The sequence below is a fragment of the Photobacterium sp. AWH4_225 genome (assembly GCF_056158405.1).
Map to the genome: position 1 here is coordinate 198558 of NZ_JBSWTF010000001.1, position 16185 is coordinate 214742.

Below are 16185 nucleotides of genomic sequence, written 5' to 3' on the forward strand. Positions count from 1 at the left end.
CGCAGCTTTTTTGTGACATAGGAAAATCTCATCATGACCAAACCCATTGTATTGAGTGGCGTACAGCCTTCAGGTGAATTAAGTATCGGTAATTATCTGGGTGCGCTGCGTCAGTGGGAACAGATGCAGGATGATTATGATTGTCAGTACTGTGTCGTAGATCTGCATGCCATCACTGTACGCCAGGATCCAAAAGCGCTGCACGAAGCGACGCTGGATGCACTGGCGATTTGCTTGGCTGTCGGCGTTGATCCGAAGAAGAGCACTTTGTTTGTGCAGTCTCATGTACCAGAGCATGCCCAGCTTGGCTGGTTGCTGAACTGCTACACCCAGATGGGTGAGCTAAGCCGCATGACCCAGTTCAAGGACAAGTCACAGCGCCATGCCAACGATGTCAACGTTGGCCTGTTCGGCTACCCGGTACTGATGGCGGCCGATATCCTGCTGTACGGTGCCCACCAGGTGCCAGTAGGTAGTGATCAGAAGCAGCACTTGGAGCTGGCGCGTGATATCGCGACCCGTTTCAACAACATCTATGGTGATGGTGAAGCGATCTTCCAGGTACCAGAGCCATACATCCCGACAGTCAACGCACGCGTAATGAGCCTTCAGGACGCGACCAAGAAGATGTCGAAGTCGGATGACAATCGCAAGAACGTGATCACCCTGTTGGAAGAGCCGAAGTCGATCATCAAGAAGATCAACAAGGCCCAAACCGACACTGAGACACCACCGCGTATCGCCCACGATATCGAGAACAAAGCGGGTATCTCCAACCTGATGGGGCTTTACTCGGCGGCAACCGGCAAGACCTTTGCTGAAATCGAAGCGCAGTACCAGGGCGTAGAGATGTACGGCCCGTTTAAGAAAGATGTGGGTGAAGCGATTGTGGCAATGCTGGAGCCTATCCAGTCTGAATACCACCGTATCCGTGCTGACCGTGCCTTCCTTGACGAAGTGATGAAAGCTGGTGCTGAAAAGGCGTCTGCCCGTGCAGCGGAAACGCTGAAGAAAGCGTACGCTGCAGTAGGCTTTGTTGCCCGCCCATAAGCTGGGTACAGCTGTAAACACCGAAAACCGGCCTCTGGCCGGTTTTTTTTCGTCTACGCTTGCCTTTCTGCTGTCCTGCTGCACAATAGGCCGCTGTAATTTCCAGGGAGCAGAAGTACCCATGCTATTGATGATCGATAACTACGACTCGTTTACCTACAACCTCTACCAGTATTTCTGTGAGCTGGGCGCCGAGGTGAAGGTCGTACGTAATGACGAAATCGACATTGCTGGTATTGAGGCGTTGGCACCGTCCCACCTGGTGATCTCACCGGGCCCGTGTACGCCGAATGAAGCGGGGATTTCGCTGGAGGCTATCCGCCATTTTGCTGGCAAGCTGCCCATTCTCGGGGTGTGCCTCGGCCACCAGTCCATCGCTCAGGTCTATGGCGGCGATGTGGTCCGTGCCCGCCAGGTGATGCATGGCAAGACGTCCCCTGTTACCCACACCGATAGCAGCGTTTTTTCTGGCTTGAACAACCCGCTTACCGTCACCCGCTATCACTCGCTGGTGGTTAAGGCTGATACTTTGCCAGATTGCTTCGAAGTCACGGCATGGACGGAAAAAGACGGTGAACGTGATGAAATTATGGGGATCCGCCATAAGACCTTGCCTATCGAAGGGGTCCAGTTCCACCCGGAAAGTATTCTGACTGAACAGGGCCATCAGCTGCTGTCGAACTTCCTGCGTCGCTGAGCCTGAAGGCATAAGGGCAGCAGGAAATGCTGCCTGACTCAATCAACCCGCCACTTTACACCACTCCATTTCTTCTTGAGTCAGTAAAAAAGCGCTTCTCCCAGCGTGTTTGTTGTCTCAATCACGCGATCCTTGTCACCTTTTTTAACATTCGTGTATCTTTTTTGGTTTTTTTGGCACGGAAAGATTATGCAGCCCGATGGCTGGAAATCGCTTTATTTCCTTGCAGGAAAAACACCTTTTAATGATCAGGGCTTAATAAGTTTTCCCGAACCCCGCATAAATATGTATTTTGTAGGAGATTAACCGTTAACTGATAGGGAATAAAAAAATATTCTGCTATTGGAATTGGTTAATAAAATGTAAATACTATGCTTAGGGCAAAAACATTAGAAGGAAACGATAATGGCAAAGGAGTATAAAGTCGATCGTCAGGTGTTCGATGAAGTGATGGTGCCGTGTTACGCACCGATGCAAATGATCCCGGTGAAGGGGCAGGGTGCACGGGTGTGGGATCAGGAAGGTCGCGAGTATATCGACTTTGCTGGCGGTATCGCGGTGAGCTGTCTGGGCCACTGCCATCCAGTGATGGTTGATGCGCTTAAGGCGCAGGCCGAGCAGATCTGGCACCTGAGTAACGTGATGACCAACGAGCCGGCACTGCGATTGGCCAAACTGCTCACCGAGCACAGCTTTGCCGATAAAGTTTTCTTTGCCAACTCCGGTGCCGAGGCCAACGAGGCTGCACTGAAACTGGCTCGTCGTTACGCGGCGGACAAGTTTGGTCCGGAGAAATCCGAGATCATTTCTTTCAAACAAGGTTTCCACGGCCGGACTTTCTTTACCGTGACGGTCGGTGGCCAAGAGGCCTATTCCGATGGTTTTGGGCCAAAGCCAGGCGCGGTAACCCATCTTGCTTACAATGATCTGTCCAGCCTGGCAGAGCATATGTCGGAGCGTACCTGTGCAATCATGATGGAGCCGTTGCAGGGCGAGGGCGGTATTGTATCGCCAACCCCAGAGTTTGTTCAGGGCGTTCGCGAGCTGTGTGACAAGCACAATGCTTTGCTTATTTTCGATGAGGTACAAACCGGTAACGGCCGTACCGGCGACTTCTATGCCTATCAGGGGCTGGGTGTGACGCCGGATATCCTTAGCACAGCGAAGTCGCTCGGTGGTGGTTTCCCTATCGGTGCCATGCTGACGACGACAGAGCTGGCTACTCACCTAAAAATCGGTACTCACGGTTCAACCTACGGCGGTAACCCGCTGGCTTGTGCGGTCGCTGAAGCGGTCGTCAGTGAAGTGACCAAGCCGGAAGTGTTGGCTGGCGTCAAGCAGCGTGAGCAATGGTTCCGCGAGGCGCTGGAGGCAATCAATGCCAAGTATCCGGTATTTGCTGAAGTTCGTGGCAAGGGGCTGTTGCTTGGCGCGGCACTCAATGAGGAGTGGCAGGGCCGGGCAAGAGATATCTTGCTGGCGGCGGGTGAGGAAGGCTTGATGGTACTGGTTGCCGGTACCAACGTGGTGCGCTTCACCCCGTCTTTGGTGATCGATAAAGCCGACATCGACGAGGGCATGGCCCGTCTCGAGCGCGCTATCGCCAAAATCTATTCATAATTTTGTTTAACTGGATGCGGCTGGCAGGAGCTTGGCCGCAGCCTCCGGCCCTGTGCCGGTCTTATCAATAGTTGGCAGCCAAGCTGCAGCTTGCATCAGGAGGGAGTTCGATGCTGGTTATACGTCCTATTACTGCCGCGGATCTGCCGGCACTACTACAGTGTGCGGAAGAGTCGGGCCATGGTTTCACCTCGCTACCGGTTAACGAGGAAATCCTCGCCAACCGCATTCAGCATTCCGAAGAGAGCTTTGCCAAAGCGGTTACCCAACCGGGCTCGGAAGGTTACCTGATGGTGGCGGAAGATACCGAGACCGGGGAAATTGCAGGGACGACGGCTATCGAGGCCGCGATTGGGTTGGATAATCCATTCTATACCTACCATTTGAGTACCGTGGTGCACTCATCCCGTCGCCTCAATGTCCATAACGTGGTGAAAGTGCTGACCTTCGGTAATGACTACACCGGCGTCAGTGAGCTTTGCACCTTGTTCTTGCGTCCCGAATGGCGTCAGGGGCTCAATGGCCGCCTGTTGTCCAAATGTCGTTTCCTGATGATGGCCGAGCACCCGGAGCGTTTTGACAATACCGTGATTGCCGAAATGCGCGGCGTGTCCGACGAAGACGGTAACTCTCCGTTCTGGGAGTGGCTAAAAGAGCACTTCTTCTCGATTGATTTTACCTTGGCGGATTACCTGACGGGTATTGGCAAGAAGGGTTTCATTGCCGACCTGATGCCGAAGCTACCGATTTACGTCAACCTGCTCAGCCCAGAAGCGCAGGCGGTGATCGGTCAGGTGCATGATAAAACCCGTCCGGCGCTTCGCTTGTTGGAGAAGGAAGGATTCACCTGCCGTGGCTATGTCGATATTTTCGATGCCGGCCCGACGGTCGAATGTGATGTCAGAAATATCGAGTCGGTACGTCATTCACAGCTATGCCGGGTGGAAATTGGCCAGCCGACAGGCCAAGCCGACAGTATTGTCAGCAATACCTCGTTTACCCATTTCCGCGCAGTCGTCGATAAGGTTGATGTGTTAAATGGCACGGCTTTGATCAGTGCGGAAGCGGCCAAGGCGTTGGATGTTAAACAAGGGGATCAGGTCCGCCTGATCGCCCAATAAAGGAGAGCAGCATGACCCAATGGATTGCAGGACGCTGGCAAGCTGGCGAAGGACAAGCGATGCAGTCGCTCAACCCCTATAGCAGTGAAGTGGTATGGCAAGGGCTTTCTGCCACTGCCGAACAGGTAGAGCAGGCTGTGTCAGCAGCGAGAACGGCATTAGTTAGCTGGCGCAACACACCGTTCGCCGAGCGCCAGGCAATTGTTGAGCGTTTTGCCGAGCTAGTCAAAGCGCACAGCGAAGCTATCGCTGTGGTCATTGCTGAGGAAACCGGTAAACCGCTGTGGGAGACCCGTACTGAAGCCGGTGCCATGGTCGGCAAGATTGCGATATCACTGCGTGCCTACCAGGAGCGGACCGGCGAAAAGCAAAAAGACATCGCCGGCACCCAGGCTGTGCTTCGCCACCGTCCATTGGGGGTCATGGCAGTATTTGGTCCTTACAACTTCCCGGGCCACTTGCCCAACGGCCACATTGTTCCGGCATTGTTGGCAGGCAACACTGTGGTATTCAAGCCGTCGGATCTGACCCCGAAAGTTGCCGAAGAGACCATGAAGCTATGGCAACAGGCAGGCTTGCCTAACGGCGTGATCAATTTGGTCCAGGGCGCACGGGCGACTGGGGAAGCTTTGGCAGGCGCCAAGGGCATCGACGGCCTGCTGTTTACCGGCAGTGCCAATACCGGCCATTTGCTGCACCGCCAGTTTGCCGGCCAGCCAGGCAAGATGCTGGCACTCGAGATGGGCGGTAATAACCCAATGGTGATCTCCCGTCACTATGGCGAGTTGGATGCTACTGTCTACACTATTATTCAGTCTGCCTTTATCAGTGCCGGTCAGCGTTGTACCTGCGCACGTCGTCTCTACCTGCCGCATGGCGCGGAGGGAGACCAAATTCTGGCACGCTTGCTTGAACTGACAAGACAGATCCGTGTCGGTGGTCAGTTTGACGAGCCGGCACCGTTTATGGGAGCACAAGTCTCGGTCCAGGCTGCTGATAATATTATGCAGGCCCAGTCGCAGTTGGTTGAGCTTGGCGGCGAAGCACTGCTAGCGGCCACCCGTGGCCAGGGGGCAATTGTCACCCCGGGGATCATTGAGGTCAGCCAGATTGCTGAATTGCCTGATGAGGAATACTTTGGCCCGCTGCTGCAGGTTGCTCGCTACCACGAGCTAGATGAGGCGGTGGAAAAAGCCAATGACACCCGCTATGGCTTGTCTGCCGGCTTGGTATCGACCGATGATAGCGAGTGGCAATACTTTATCGAGCATATTCGGGCCGGGATTGTTAACCGCAACCGCCAGTTAACCGGAGCCAGCGGTGATGCGCCATTTGGTGGGCCGGGAGCGTCTGGCAACTTGCGACCAAGTGCCTATTACGCGGCAGACTACTGTGCGTACCCGATGGCATCGATGGAAGGTGAGCAGACTGAGCTACCCGCCCAGCTATCACCGGGCATCACGCTTTGATGGCCGTCAATCATTCACCAGCCAAAGAGGATAGCGAGCACATGGAAAGGGTAGAGCAACTATTTTCCGGGTTATGGCAGGATTATATCCAACGCCTGTGCCCGTCAGCCGCTCAGGTTCATGATCTGCTGACCGAAGAAGAGCCGCTGCTCAATGATCACATTGCGCTGCGGACATTCAATCTGCCGCAGGTTGGTCTCGACCGACTGGCAGCTCCGTTCATCGCGATTGGCTACAAGCCTTGCGGCCGCTACCGTTTCGAGGCCAAGAAGTTGTATGCCGAGCACTTCGAGCACCCCAATCCGCTGGCTCCCAAAGTGTTTATCAGCGAACTGATGGTAGGACAGTTTAGCTCCCTGCTACAACAAACCGTCAGGGATTTGGTTAAACAGGTACCCGAGCAGGCGATGCATGATCCGGCCTTCCTCTATGGCGGGCGGTTATGGGAGTTGGATTATGCGACCTACGAGCTACTGGCGGCAGAAAGCGAGTATGCAGGTTGGCTCGCTGCCCATGGTTTCGGTGCCAACCACTTTACAGTGAGCATTAACCAGCTAGAGCAGTTCACCGAGGTCGCTGAGGTCAATCACCTGCTGCGTCACAACGGGTTTGACATCAACAGTTCTGGTGGTGAGGTCAAGGGCAGCCCTGAAGTGATGCTCGAGCAGTCGTCAACCATGGCCGACAGGGTAGAAGTAGGCTTTACCGATGGGGTCTACACTGTTCCTGGTGGTTTCTATGAGTTTGCCAAGCGATATCCGAAAGAAGACGGTGAGCTGTATACCGGCTTTGTCGAAGCGTCGGCGGATAAGATCTTCGAAAGTACCGATGCCAATTAGCCGTTCTTTCATTTAGTCGCTTCTTCATTGGACCAGTGCCGAGATGAATAAGTGAAAGGCATCAAGGGCCTGTGGCGATCATTGCCATAGGCCTTTTTAATGCTTGGCTTCTTGGGTCTAACGCTTAGGCATTAATGTTTGAGGCTGTCGAGCGGATAGCCCAAATGGGCTTCCGGTGTGTGGCGCTTCACCTTCTCGTGCTGTTCAAGATAGTGGCGGCTGTCACTGAACCCGGTCATTTCGATGGTATCAGGCAGTGGCGAAATCACACCGCGATGTAAGTGATGTGTGCTATGTGGTGAAAAGCGTTCGATGTCCATACCGGTATTCCATTACAGGTGATGAGGTTGATATGCACAATGTAGCATCAAGTAAAGCAGATACAAGTACAAAAACAGTGACGTGGTAGACAGTAATGCCCTGAAAGCATGAAATGGGAAAGGTAAGGGTAATAAAAAAGCCGCACAAGGCGGCTTTTGGATATTGGTGCGTTTTACGGACAGCTAACAGCTTAGCGCGTACCGTAAACAACGATAGTTTTGCCGTGGGCAGAAATCAGGTTCTGCTCTTCTAGCATCTTCAAGATACGACCTACGGTCTCACGAGAACAGCCAACGATTTGGCCGATTTCCTGACGAGTGATCTTGATTTGCATACCGTCTGGGTGGGTCATTGCATCCGGCTGTTTAGCCAGATTCAATAGCGTCTGTGCGATGCGGCCTGTTACGTCCAGGAATGCCAAGTCACCGACTTTCTGGCTTGTCACCTGCAGGCGGCTAGCCATTTGCGCAGATAGGCGCATTAGAATGTCTGGGTTTACCTGGATAAGCTGGCGGAATTTCTTGAAAGAAATTTCTGCGACTTCGCAAGGGGTCTTAGCACGAACCCAAGCGGTACGCTCCTGGCCTTCTTCGAATAGGCCTAATTCACCGATGAAGTCACCTTGGTTTAGGTAAGACAGGATCATTTCCTTACCTTCTTCATCCTTGATCAGGACCGCAACAGAACCTTTGACGATGTAGTAGAGCGTCTCTGCTTTTTCACCCGCGTGGATCAAAGTACTCTTTGAAGGGTATTTATGAATGTGGCAATGGGAAAGAAACCACTCTAGAGTTGGATCTGTTTGAGGTTTACCTGGAACCATATTACTAACTTCCTCTGCGTTTGTTGCCCAACAACGACGTCCTTCATAATGCGGCTGGGCCTAACCATAATTAGTTCGTCGTTTAGGATATTCAGTCAACCGCTGGGCTGCAAGCTCACGTGAATAATTAGTTCAGATTTTATCTTTTTTCGGCGCGCTTTTCTTGATATTGATCTATGTGAAAAGGCCATTTTGTAGTCATAAGTGTGCACATGATCACACAGTTGCTAGATAGTGCCGAAAGCCCGTAAAAGTTGTAAGGAGAAAGCAATGCAATCACGAGTCAAATGGGTCGAAAATATGACCTTCCTAGGACAGTCAAATTCCGGCCACAGTGTGGTAATGGACGGCAATGGTGGCGAAAAAGCGCCAAGCCCGATGGAGCTGGTTTTGATGGCTGCTGGTGGGTGTAGCTCGGTGGATGTGGTTGATGGACTCAAGTCTGCGGGACAGAAAATTACCGGCTGTGAGGCGCAGATCAATTCGGTTCGTCGTGAGCAGGCACCTCGCATTTTCACTACCGCCAACCTTCACTTTGTGGTCACGGGTGAAAACCTGGACGAAGCCGTTGTGGCAAAAACTGTTGCCGATTCACTGGAAAAATACTGTTCAGTTTGCCTGATGCTGGGCGAAGGGGTCGAAATGACCCATTCGTATGAGGTGGTGGAAGAGTAATAGCGGCACTAAGGCCCTATGGTACTGCGGTTCTGTGGGAAGAGATATCCTGCAGAACCATAGAACCATAGAACCATAGAACCATAGAACCATAGAACCATAGAACCAATAGGCCCTATGGGACCAAAGGCAACTTCACTTAGTGAAGGGGGCTCTAGCCTCAATATTCTTATCCTATTTTCCCCGTATCAATCAGTTGCTGGATCAGCGGTCGCATGATCAGCTCCATTGCAAAACTCATCTTGCCGCCGGGCACTACCAGGGTGTTGTGGCGCGACATAAACGAGCCTTGGATCATCGATAGCAGGTAAGGGAAGTCGACGTTCTTGATCCCGCGGAAGCGGATCACCACAAAGCTCTCGTCCAGGCTCGGGATCGCCTTGGCACTAAACGGGTTGGAGGTATCGACTGTCGGTACCCGCTGGAAGTTGATATGGGTGCGGGAGAACTGCGGGGTGATGTAATTGAGGTAGTCGTCCATCGAGCGCACGATCGACTCCATCACGGCCTCGCGCGAATGACCACGATCCCGGGTATCCCTGACGATCTTCTGGATCCACTCGAGGTTGACGATTGGCACCATGCCAATCAGCAGATCAACATGCTGGGCGGCATTGACCTCGCCATCAACCACGCCACCGTGCAACCCTTCATAGAACAGCAAGTCGGTATTTTCCGGTAGCGTCTGCCAAGGGGTGAATGTTCCCGGCATTTGATTATACGGTACGGCTTCGTCAAACGTGTGCAGATAGCGGCGGAACTGGCCGCTACCGTCTTCTCCGTATTGGCGGAAGAAGGTTTCCAGCAATGGGAAGTCGTTGGCCTGCGGACCGAAATAGCTGATATGGCGGCCTTGCTCTTTGGCCTTGCGGATCTCGACGTCCATCTCCGGACGGGTGAAGCGGTGAAAACTGTCACCTTCAAGCCAAGCAGCATTGATGCTCATCATATTGAACATCTTACGGAATGCTTCGGAGGTGGTGGACGTTCCCGCCCCCGAGGACCCTGTTACTGCAATAATGGGGTGTTTTGCAGACATGACATACCCTGTCGTTAACATTAACGGAAAGAGTTATTAACAGGGCTGGGCGGTCAGGTCAAGCCGGGATGCCAAAAATGCAGGGTGTGCGAAAGTTGGGGAAGGGTTAACCGTGTCCCAATTGGCGCTTGGATTTGATGTCGATGGTCTCGTGCAGCTCGGAGTACACAATTACCGCTTCTCCGCTTTCCAATTGTTTGCGCACCCGGTCGACTTTGGCGGCCAGTGACAGCTCGCGCTCGCCGTAGTCGGTTCCTTCGCGCAGGACGAAATGCTCGATAAGGTTAGTCAGGGTTTCAGGGTCAAGGTCTTGCCAAGGGATGTTCATAACGGCGCTTTTTCAGTTGCAGGAGATACCGGGATTATATTGGCAAATGTGTCAGTTGTAGAGAGCCTAGTGCCTGGTTCCTAGATCCTAGGCAGGGTAAGAGCGAGAGGTTTTAGTCCAAGACAATAAGGTTCAGAACAGAAGAGCCTCTTCTCTAGGAACTAGGATCTCGAACCTAGGATCTTGCCAAACCACTCCGGCACCGTCTTCTCGAGCCAGAAATCCGGCTGGCGCCACGAGCCGGTGACGAAACCGACATGTCCGCCGTACTGGCACAGATCATATTGGATATGCGGCGGCAGCGGCTCTGTCGGGATCACCGCCTCGGTCATGAACGGGTCGTCCTTGGCATGGATCACCCTAAGCGGAACCGTGACTTCAGCAAGGCGGGTCAGCCCGCTGCAGCGCTGGTAGTAATCGGCGGCATCTTTGAAGCCGTGCAAGGGGGCAGTGACGTGCTCGTCAAACTGCCACAGGGTTTGTAGCTGCGATGCAGTTTCACTTGATACCGGCATATCATTAGGCAGGGCCGCGATTTTCCGGCTCAGGTTGCGCTTCATCGAGCCGAGTAGGTATTGCTGGTAGATTTTGGAGAAACCCTGCTGGATCCGTTCCGAGCAGGCAGCTAAGTCCAGCGGTGGGGAGATCACCTGGGCGGCAGAGAGCTCAGAGTGCTCCCCGCTTTCCGCCAGGTAGTTCACCAGCATATTGCCACCGAGCGATACACCCACGGCGACAAAGGGCTGGCTTGGCAGTTGCTGGCGAAGCCACTGGATAAAGAAACGAGCATCGCTGGTTTCACCGGAATGGTAGCTACGCGGCCTGAGGTTCATCTCACCGCTGCAACCGCGAAAATGCATCATCACCGCGAGCCAGCCTTGCTGTTTGGCGGCATGGAGCAGGCCATTGGCGTAGGGGCTGTTAAAGCTGCCTTCCAAGCCATGGAACAGGATCATCACCGGTTGGCCGGGCTGACAATCGGCAACAGGGGCGGTCCAGGCTAAGTCGAGGAAATCGCCATCAGGCGTCTCGATACGCTGGGAGAGGGGAGTGAACAATGGCTTACGGCGCAAAAAGCGCGGCAGTAGGGTTTGCAGATGGGGATTTGCGAGCCCTTTGGCTGGTTGGAAAGCCATTGTCATGATTGCTCCTTGAAGTGGTTTATTGCGCCATCAGTTTGTCTATCAATGCCACAGCCCCCAGGCGATGGCAATAGCGTGCCAGATTGGCACCTGGTATATGCTCTGCTACGTGGTGAAGCGACATTTGGTTTAACGCCGCAATCAAGTCGTGTTGCTGCTGGCGCTCCATTTGCAGCTCGAAGTCTTTGAGCTGCTCGTAACCGTTGCTATCAAGCTGGGGTTTCAGCGAGCGACGCATATGGCGATAGCGCTCGAGCAGGCCCTCAGTCGGCTTGAGGCTTTGCTCCAACTGTTTGCGCTGTGGCGACGAGAGGTCGATGGACTGCGCATCGAGCCAGATCATCAGCAGGGCGAGGTTGACGCTGCCATTGTGGAACGTCTGCAGGGCCAGACAGGCGGCTTCGACGTCCGCCTTAAAGTAGTGAGTGTAGCTAAACTGCCAGAAGGCATCATGGCTCAGCGGCTGTTGGCTCGAATGGCTCAGGTCATTACTCTGGGGCATGCTGCTGCTCCATCGCCTCGAGTTCTTCCTGTAGCTCCATCCACTCCATTTCCACTTCTTCCAGCGATGACTTGGCATCGGCTTGAAGCTGTAGTTGCTCGTTCAAGCGTGCTTTGTTTTCAGCTTCATAGATACTGCTGTCACTGAGCTGGGTTTCGGCGTCAGTGATAGTGGCATTGAACTTGTCCATCTTGGTTTCAAGCTGGGTGATCTTTTTGCGCAGTGGGGCGGTTAGCTTGCGCAGCTCGGCTTCCAAGCGCTTCTGCTCCTTGCGCGAAGATGCACTGTTGTCCTTGGCCACTTCCGGTTTGCTGGACTGCTGCTCGCGGCGCTCGTTGCGTTGCTGCTCAGTCAGCCACTTGTGGTAGTCATTGAGATCGCCGTTGAACGGTACGACTTGGCGGTCATGGACTAGGTAGAGATCATCGGTGGTCGCACGCAGTAGGAAACGGTCGTGGCTGACAATTACCATGGCGCCATCGTAAGACTGCAGGGCAAGCGTCAGTGCCTGGCGCATATCGAGATCCAAGTGGTTGGTCGGTTCATCGAGTAGCAACAGATTAGGGCGCTGCCAGACAATCAGTGCCAGTACCAAACGGGCTTTCTCACCACCGGAGAACGGGCCGACTTTCTCCAATGCCTTGTCACCCAGGAAGCCGAAGCTGCCAAGGTAATCGCGCAGTTGCTGTTCGGTGGCCTGCGGGGCAATGCGTGCCATATGCTGGACCGGGGTGTCGTCCATGTACAGGGTTTCGAGCTGGTGCTGGGCGAAGTAGCCGATTTTCACCCCTTGCGAGTAGGTCAAATCCCCGGCTTTGGCAGGCAGTTCACCGGCCAGCATTTTGATCAGAGTTGATTTACCGGCACCATTTCGGCCAAGCAGGCCGATGCGGCTGCCCGGTACCAAGTTCAGCCGGATTTTTTCGAGGATCAGGTTATCGCCATAGCCGGCAGCGACTTGGTCCATCATCAAAATAGGGTTCGGCAGGGCACTAGGCTCGCGGAACTCGAAGCTGAACGGGTTATCGAACTGGGCCGGCAGTACTTTTTCCATCCGCTCAAGGGCCTTGATCCGACTTTGTGCCTGGCGGGCTTTGCTGGCCTTGTAGCGGAAGCGATCGATATAAGACTGCATGTGAGCCATCTGTTTTTGCTGCTTCTGGTACATAGCCTGCTGCAAAATCAGCTTTTCTGCTCGCTGGGTTTCAAACGATGAATAGTTACCGGTGTAGCTGTTCATGGTTTGGTTTTCGATGTGGATGATCCGGTTGACGACAGGGTCGAGGAAATCACGGTCGTGCGAGATCAGCACCAATGTACCGCGGTAGCTCTGCAACCATTTTTCCAGCCACATCACAGCGTCGAGATCCAAGTGGTTAGTTGGTTCATCGAGTAGCAGTAGATCGGAGCGGCAAAGCAGGGCCTGGGCAAGGTTGAGACGCATACGCCAACCACCCGAGAATTGGGTTAGGTGCCATTGCATTTGCTCTTGCGAAAAGCCAAGGCCGTCAAGCAGCTCGGCAGCACGGGCGCGGATGCTGTAGCCGCCGATGGCTTCCAGCTTGCCGTGCAGCTCGGCAACCTTGTTACCATTGTCCGCTTGTTCGGCAGCGAGCAGGTCGGCTTCCAGCTGGCGGTACTCACGGTCACCGTCAATCACATACTCCAGTGCCTCGCGCTCAAGGGCCGGGGTTTCCTGCGCTACCCAGGCCAGCTCCCAGTTGGCCGGGTATTGGCAGTTACCGGCATCGACGCTCAGTTCGTGCTTGAGCAGGGCAAACAGGGTGGACTTGCCACAGCCATTTTTGCCGACCAGACCGACTTTGTCGCCCGGGTGGATAGTCGCCGTGGCTTGGTCAAGCAGGATCTTGCCACCGCGTAGAAGTTGGATATCGGAAAAAGTGATCATTGACTGTGCCGGGGTGCCCCGCTCCGCAAAAACTAAATGCAAGAATAAGTGCGGAGTCTACCGCAAAGCGGCGGTGACCGCTAATACCTGCCTTGGTGGAAATAAAAGCAACCAAGCGGGCAGCAGACGGCGATTAATCGATCCTCTTTGCCTGCAATTATGTATTATGTGGATATAGGTTAATAAAAAGTTGTAACTCATGGCGAAATAGGCATATTTTGCTGTTGTAACAAGGAATGCTATGTCAGCAAAAGGACTTCCACGCATACTCGTACTCTATGCCCATCCTGATCCAGAGGCATCGGTTGCTAACCGCGCCATGCTGGCGGCGATCAGCCGGCTCTCCCATGTCACGGTCCATGATCTCTATGCGGCCTATCCTGATTTTTTCATCGATATCACTTTCGAGCGAGAGCTGATCAGGGATCATGACATCATTGTTTTCCAGCATCCGCTATATATGTATTCCTGCCCGTCGTTGCTTAAGGAGTGGATCGACGTTGTTCTGAGCAAAGGGTTTGCCCACGGTGAAGGCACCCAGACCCAGGGTAAGTACTGGCGTTCGGTGATCACCACCGGTGGGGCGGCTGAGGCCTATACGCCGGATGGCTACAACCGCTGCAGTGTTGATGAAATCCTCCGTCCGTTCGAGCTCAGCGCCATGCTATGCCGGATGAAATGGATGCCGCCACTGGTGTTGCACTGGGCCCGTCGGATACCTGCCGATGAGCGAGCACAACACGCCGAGGACTACCGCCAATGGCTGGAAGCGCCAATGGCCCTGATGGAGGAGGCGAAGTATGGCGAGTGATGTATTGTCGGTCAGTGTCGTCTTTCTTGCCGCTGCGGTGGTAGCGGTGCCGATTGCCCAGCGTTTGGGGCTGGGCTCTGTATTGGGTTACTTGCTGGCGGGGATCGCCATTGGTCCATGGGGACTGAGGCTGATTTCCGATGTTGATGCGATTCTCCATTTCTCAGAGTTTGGTGTGGTGCTGCTGCTGTTCCTGATTGGTCTTGAGCTAAACCCCAAGAAGCTATGGCAGATGCGAAAACCGATTTTGGGGCTCGGCGGTAGTCAGGTGGTGGTTACTAGCTTAGTGATTGCGGCCTTGGTGCTGTTGCTGGCGGGGCAATCACTATTGCCAGCGGTGTCTTGGCGTGATGCGCTTGTGGTCGGGATGGGATTGGCCTTGTCATCCACTGCGATTGCCCTGCGGGTGATTGAAGAGCAAAACCTTGGCGGCAGCGAAACAGGCCAGTCTGGCTTTGCCGTGTTGCTGTTCCAAGACATTGCTGTGATCCCGATGCTGGCGATACTGCCGGTTTTGGCCGGTGGCGGCGGTGGCAGCTGGATTGATTTTGCCTGGATGATTGGTGGTATTCTTGCCTTGTTGGTCGGTGGTCACTTCTTGTTGCGGCCGCTGTTCCGTTGGGTGGTGATGAGCGGCGTACGCGAGCTGTTCAATGTTGCGGCGTTGCTGCTGGTGATCGGCATTGCCTTGGGCATGCAATCGCTAGGGCTTTCGATGGCGCTCGGCACTTTCTTGGCCGGGGTGCTGTTGGCCGAGAGTGAGTATCGTCATGAGCTGGAAATTGCGATTGAGCCATTTAAGGGCTTGTTGCTGGGACTGTTCTTTATCTCGGTCGGTATGGCGGTCAACCTTGGCCTGCTGCTGCAATACCCATTACAGATCTTGCTGGCAGTAGTCGCGCTTATTGGCATCAAGGGGCTGATCCTGTATGGGCTGGCCCGTATCTTTGGTATTCGCGCTAAATCGCGCAGCCAGATGGCAGCGATCCTCAGTCAGGGGGGGGAGTTTGCTTTTGTCCTGTTTACCGCTGCGATGGGCGAGGGGTTGCTGGGTGGCGAGCTGTCGGCGTTCTTGTTGGTGGTAGTGAGTTTGTCGATGATGACGACGCCACTGATTTTGCTGCTGCAGGACAAATGGTTTATTCGAACTTTCAAAGCCGAGGCTGAAGCGGAGTTGGAGTCGGACGTGATAGACCGCGAACCGCGGGTGATCATTACCGGTTTCGGCCGTTTCGGTCAGGTAGTCGGGCGCTTGCTGTTTGCCAATAAAATTCGGGTAACGGTACTGGAACGCGACCCGAGCCAGATCCAGTTCCTGCGCAAATTTGGTTACAAGGTGTATTACGGTGATGCGACCCAGCTTGATCTGCTGCGTGCCGCCGGGGCCGATAAAGCCGAAGCCATCATCATCTGTACTGACGAGCCCGATGAGGTGATGGAGGTGGTTGATTTGTGCCAGCAGTATTTCCCCAACCTCAAAGTTCTTGCCCGGGCCCGCAGCCGGGTTGAAGCTCACCAGCTACTTAGCCATGGCGTAGAGAATTTTTCCCGCGAAACTTTTGCCGGCGCCCTTGATTTGGGGCGTCAGGCCCTCATATCTCTGGGTATGCATCCCTATCAGGCCAAGCGGGCTGAAGCCCATTTCCGCCGCTTGGATACCACCGCGCTAAGAGATCTATTACCGCAGCACTCGGAAGATGTCCATTTGGCTACTCGAGCCAGAGAAGCGCGTAAAGAGCTGGAAGAGATCTTTGATAGGGAAATGCGGGGAGAGCGGGAGCGTCATAATGGCTGGGACTGACCAGCCACTAAACGATAGTGACAACAACGAACACAGTG

Annotated in this window: 16 protein-coding genes; 9 read left to right on the plus strand and 7 right to left on the minus strand. The window is 54.1% G+C overall.

Features of this window, described 5'->3' with window-relative positions; translation table 11 throughout:
- Nucleotides 1-33 precede the first annotated feature (33 nt).
- The 6 genes from trpS to ACXAD4_RS01020 all read left to right on the plus strand — a co-directional run bounded on the left by trpS (nt 34) and on the right by ACXAD4_RS01020 (nt 6796).
- Nucleotides 34-1050 carry a tryptophan--tRNA ligase gene (trpS, locus tag ACXAD4_RS00995; RefSeq protein ID WP_187461868.1) on the plus strand — a complete coding sequence of 339 codons (1017 nt, stop codon included), beginning with the start codon at nt 34-36 and terminating at the stop codon, nt 1048-1050.
- A 121-nt stretch (nt 1051-1171) separates the two neighbouring features.
- A complete protein-coding gene (locus ACXAD4_RS01000; protein ID WP_475238009.1) occupies nt 1172-1747 on the plus strand; it encodes an aminodeoxychorismate/anthranilate synthase component II in 576 nt (191 codons plus the stop codon).
- Between the two features lie 405 nt (nt 1748-2152).
- A complete protein-coding gene (locus tag ACXAD4_RS01005) occupies nt 2153-3367 on the plus strand; it encodes an aspartate aminotransferase family protein (RefSeq protein WP_475238011.1) in 1215 nt (404 codons plus the stop codon).
- A 110-nt stretch (nt 3368-3477) separates the two neighbouring features.
- Nucleotides 3478-4488, plus strand: a complete 1011-nt coding sequence (astA, locus tag ACXAD4_RS01010) for an arginine N-succinyltransferase (RefSeq protein ID WP_475238014.1) — start codon at nt 3478-3480, stop codon at nt 4486-4488.
- 11 nt (nt 4489-4499) lie between these two features.
- Entirely contained in the window at nt 4500-5957 is a 1458-nt protein-coding gene (astD, locus tag ACXAD4_RS01015) for a succinylglutamate-semialdehyde dehydrogenase (RefSeq protein ID WP_475238016.1), read from the plus strand.
- 41 nt (nt 5958-5998) lie between these two features.
- A complete protein-coding gene (locus ACXAD4_RS01020; protein WP_475242679.1) occupies nt 5999-6796 on the plus strand; it encodes a 2-oxoadipate dioxygenase/decarboxylase family protein in 798 nt (265 codons plus the stop codon).
- A 131-nt stretch (nt 6797-6927) separates the two neighbouring features.
- Here ACXAD4_RS01020 and ACXAD4_RS01025 read toward each other — a convergent pair whose 3' ends face one another.
- The gene (locus tag ACXAD4_RS01025; RefSeq protein WP_475238017.1) at nt 6928-7116 is read right to left on the minus strand and encodes a hypothetical protein; all 189 of its coding nucleotides are present in this window, start codon (nt 7114-7116) and stop codon (nt 6928-6930) included.
- 191 nt (nt 7117-7307) lie between these two features.
- Nucleotides 7308-7940: a cAMP-activated global transcriptional regulator CRP gene (gene crp / locus ACXAD4_RS01030; RefSeq protein WP_036801200.1), complete on the minus strand. Its 633-nt coding sequence runs from the start codon at nt 7938-7940 to the stop codon at nt 7308-7310.
- 270 nt (nt 7941-8210) lie between these two features.
- Here crp and ACXAD4_RS01035 point away from each other — a divergent pair, with 270 nt between their 5' ends.
- Entirely contained in the window at nt 8211-8615 is a 405-nt protein-coding gene (locus tag ACXAD4_RS01035; protein ID WP_317524786.1) for an OsmC family protein, read from the plus strand.
- A gap of 169 nt (nt 8616-8784) precedes the next feature.
- On the opposite strand, the gene ACXAD4_RS01040 is transcribed toward ACXAD4_RS01035, so the two are convergent.
- The 5 genes from ACXAD4_RS01040 to ACXAD4_RS01060 form a co-directional block, all read right to left on the minus strand.
- Nucleotides 8785-9654 (minus strand): phosphoribulokinase, encoded by an 870-nt coding sequence (locus ACXAD4_RS01040; protein ID WP_107299036.1) that lies wholly within the window; start codon nt 9652-9654, stop codon nt 8785-8787.
- 106 nt (nt 9655-9760) lie between these two features.
- Nucleotides 9761-9982 (minus strand): YheU family protein, encoded by a 222-nt coding sequence (locus ACXAD4_RS01045; RefSeq protein ID WP_475238021.1) that lies wholly within the window; start codon nt 9980-9982, stop codon nt 9761-9763.
- Between the two features lie 161 nt (nt 9983-10143).
- The gene (locus tag ACXAD4_RS01050) at nt 10144-11118 is read right to left on the minus strand and encodes a hydrolase (RefSeq protein WP_475242680.1); all 975 of its coding nucleotides are present in this window, start codon (nt 11116-11118) and stop codon (nt 10144-10146) included.
- A 25-nt stretch (nt 11119-11143) separates the two neighbouring features.
- Entirely contained in the window at nt 11144-11626 is a 483-nt protein-coding gene (locus tag ACXAD4_RS01055) for a TIGR02444 family protein (protein WP_475238023.1), read from the minus strand.
- Nucleotides 11613-13535: an ABC transporter ATP-binding protein gene (locus tag ACXAD4_RS01060; protein WP_475238024.1), complete on the minus strand. Its 1923-nt coding sequence runs from the start codon at nt 13533-13535 to the stop codon at nt 11613-11615. The genes ACXAD4_RS01055 and ACXAD4_RS01060 overlap by 14 nt, the downstream gene beginning before the upstream one ends.
- 241 nt (nt 13536-13776) lie before the next feature.
- On the opposite strand from ACXAD4_RS01060, the gene kefG reads away from it, so the two are divergent.
- Nucleotides 13777-14346, plus strand: a complete 570-nt coding sequence (gene kefG, locus ACXAD4_RS01065) for a glutathione-regulated potassium-efflux system ancillary protein KefG (RefSeq protein WP_475238026.1) — start codon at nt 13777-13779, stop codon at nt 14344-14346.
- Nucleotides 14336-16147, plus strand: coding sequence for a glutathione-regulated potassium-efflux system protein KefB (gene kefB, locus ACXAD4_RS01070; RefSeq protein ID WP_475238027.1), 1812 nt, complete (start codon nt 14336-14338; stop codon nt 16145-16147). Before kefG ends, kefB begins: the two co-directional genes overlap by 11 nt.
- The last annotated feature ends 38 nt before the right edge of the window (nt 16148-16185 follow it).

What these genes read in the sequence shown, in the direction of transcription:
- kefB (WP_475238027.1), top strand. Translation starts at nt 14,336, where the DNA reads ATGGCGAGTGATGTATTGTCGGTCAGTGTCGTCTTTCTTGCCGCTGCG.
- ACXAD4_RS01055 (WP_475238023.1), bottom strand. Translation starts at nt 11,626, where the DNA reads ATGCCCCAGAGTAATGACCTGAGCCATTCGAGCCAACAGCCGCTGAGC.
- ACXAD4_RS01045 (WP_475238021.1), bottom strand. Translation starts at nt 9,982, where the DNA reads ATGAACATCCCTTGGCAAGACCTTGACCCTGAAACCCTGACTAACCTT.
- ACXAD4_RS01060 (WP_475238024.1), bottom strand. Translation starts at nt 13,535, where the DNA reads ATGATCACTTTTTCCGATATCCAACTTCTACGCGGTGGCAAGATCCTG.
- ACXAD4_RS01000 (WP_475238009.1), top strand. Translation starts at nt 1,172, where the DNA reads ATGCTATTGATGATCGATAACTACGACTCGTTTACCTACAACCTCTAC.
- crp (WP_036801200.1), bottom strand. Translation starts at nt 7,940, where the DNA reads ATGGTTCCAGGTAAACCTCAAACAGATCCAACTCTAGAGTGGTTTCTT.
- ACXAD4_RS01050 (WP_475242680.1), bottom strand. Translation starts at nt 11,118, where the DNA reads ATGGCTTTCCAACCAGCCAAAGGGCTCGCAAATCCCCATCTGCAAACC.
- astA (WP_475238014.1), top strand. Translation starts at nt 3,478, where the DNA reads ATGCTGGTTATACGTCCTATTACTGCCGCGGATCTGCCGGCACTACTA.
- ACXAD4_RS01025 (WP_475238017.1), bottom strand. Translation starts at nt 7,116, where the DNA reads ATGGACATCGAACGCTTTTCACCACATAGCACACATCACTTACATCGC.
- trpS (WP_187461868.1), top strand. Translation starts at nt 34, where the DNA reads ATGACCAAACCCATTGTATTGAGTGGCGTACAGCCTTCAGGTGAATTA.
- ACXAD4_RS01005 (WP_475238011.1), top strand. Translation starts at nt 2,153, where the DNA reads ATGGCAAAGGAGTATAAAGTCGATCGTCAGGTGTTCGATGAAGTGATG.
- ACXAD4_RS01035 (WP_317524786.1), top strand. Translation starts at nt 8,211, where the DNA reads ATGCAATCACGAGTCAAATGGGTCGAAAATATGACCTTCCTAGGACAG.
- kefG (WP_475238026.1), top strand. Translation starts at nt 13,777, where the DNA reads ATGTCAGCAAAAGGACTTCCACGCATACTCGTACTCTATGCCCATCCT.
- ACXAD4_RS01020 (WP_475242679.1), top strand. Translation starts at nt 5,999, where the DNA reads ATGGAAAGGGTAGAGCAACTATTTTCCGGGTTATGGCAGGATTATATC.
- astD (WP_475238016.1), top strand. Translation starts at nt 4,500, where the DNA reads ATGACCCAATGGATTGCAGGACGCTGGCAAGCTGGCGAAGGACAAGCG.
- ACXAD4_RS01040 (WP_107299036.1), bottom strand. Translation starts at nt 9,654, where the DNA reads ATGTCTGCAAAACACCCCATTATTGCAGTAACAGGGTCCTCGGGGGCG.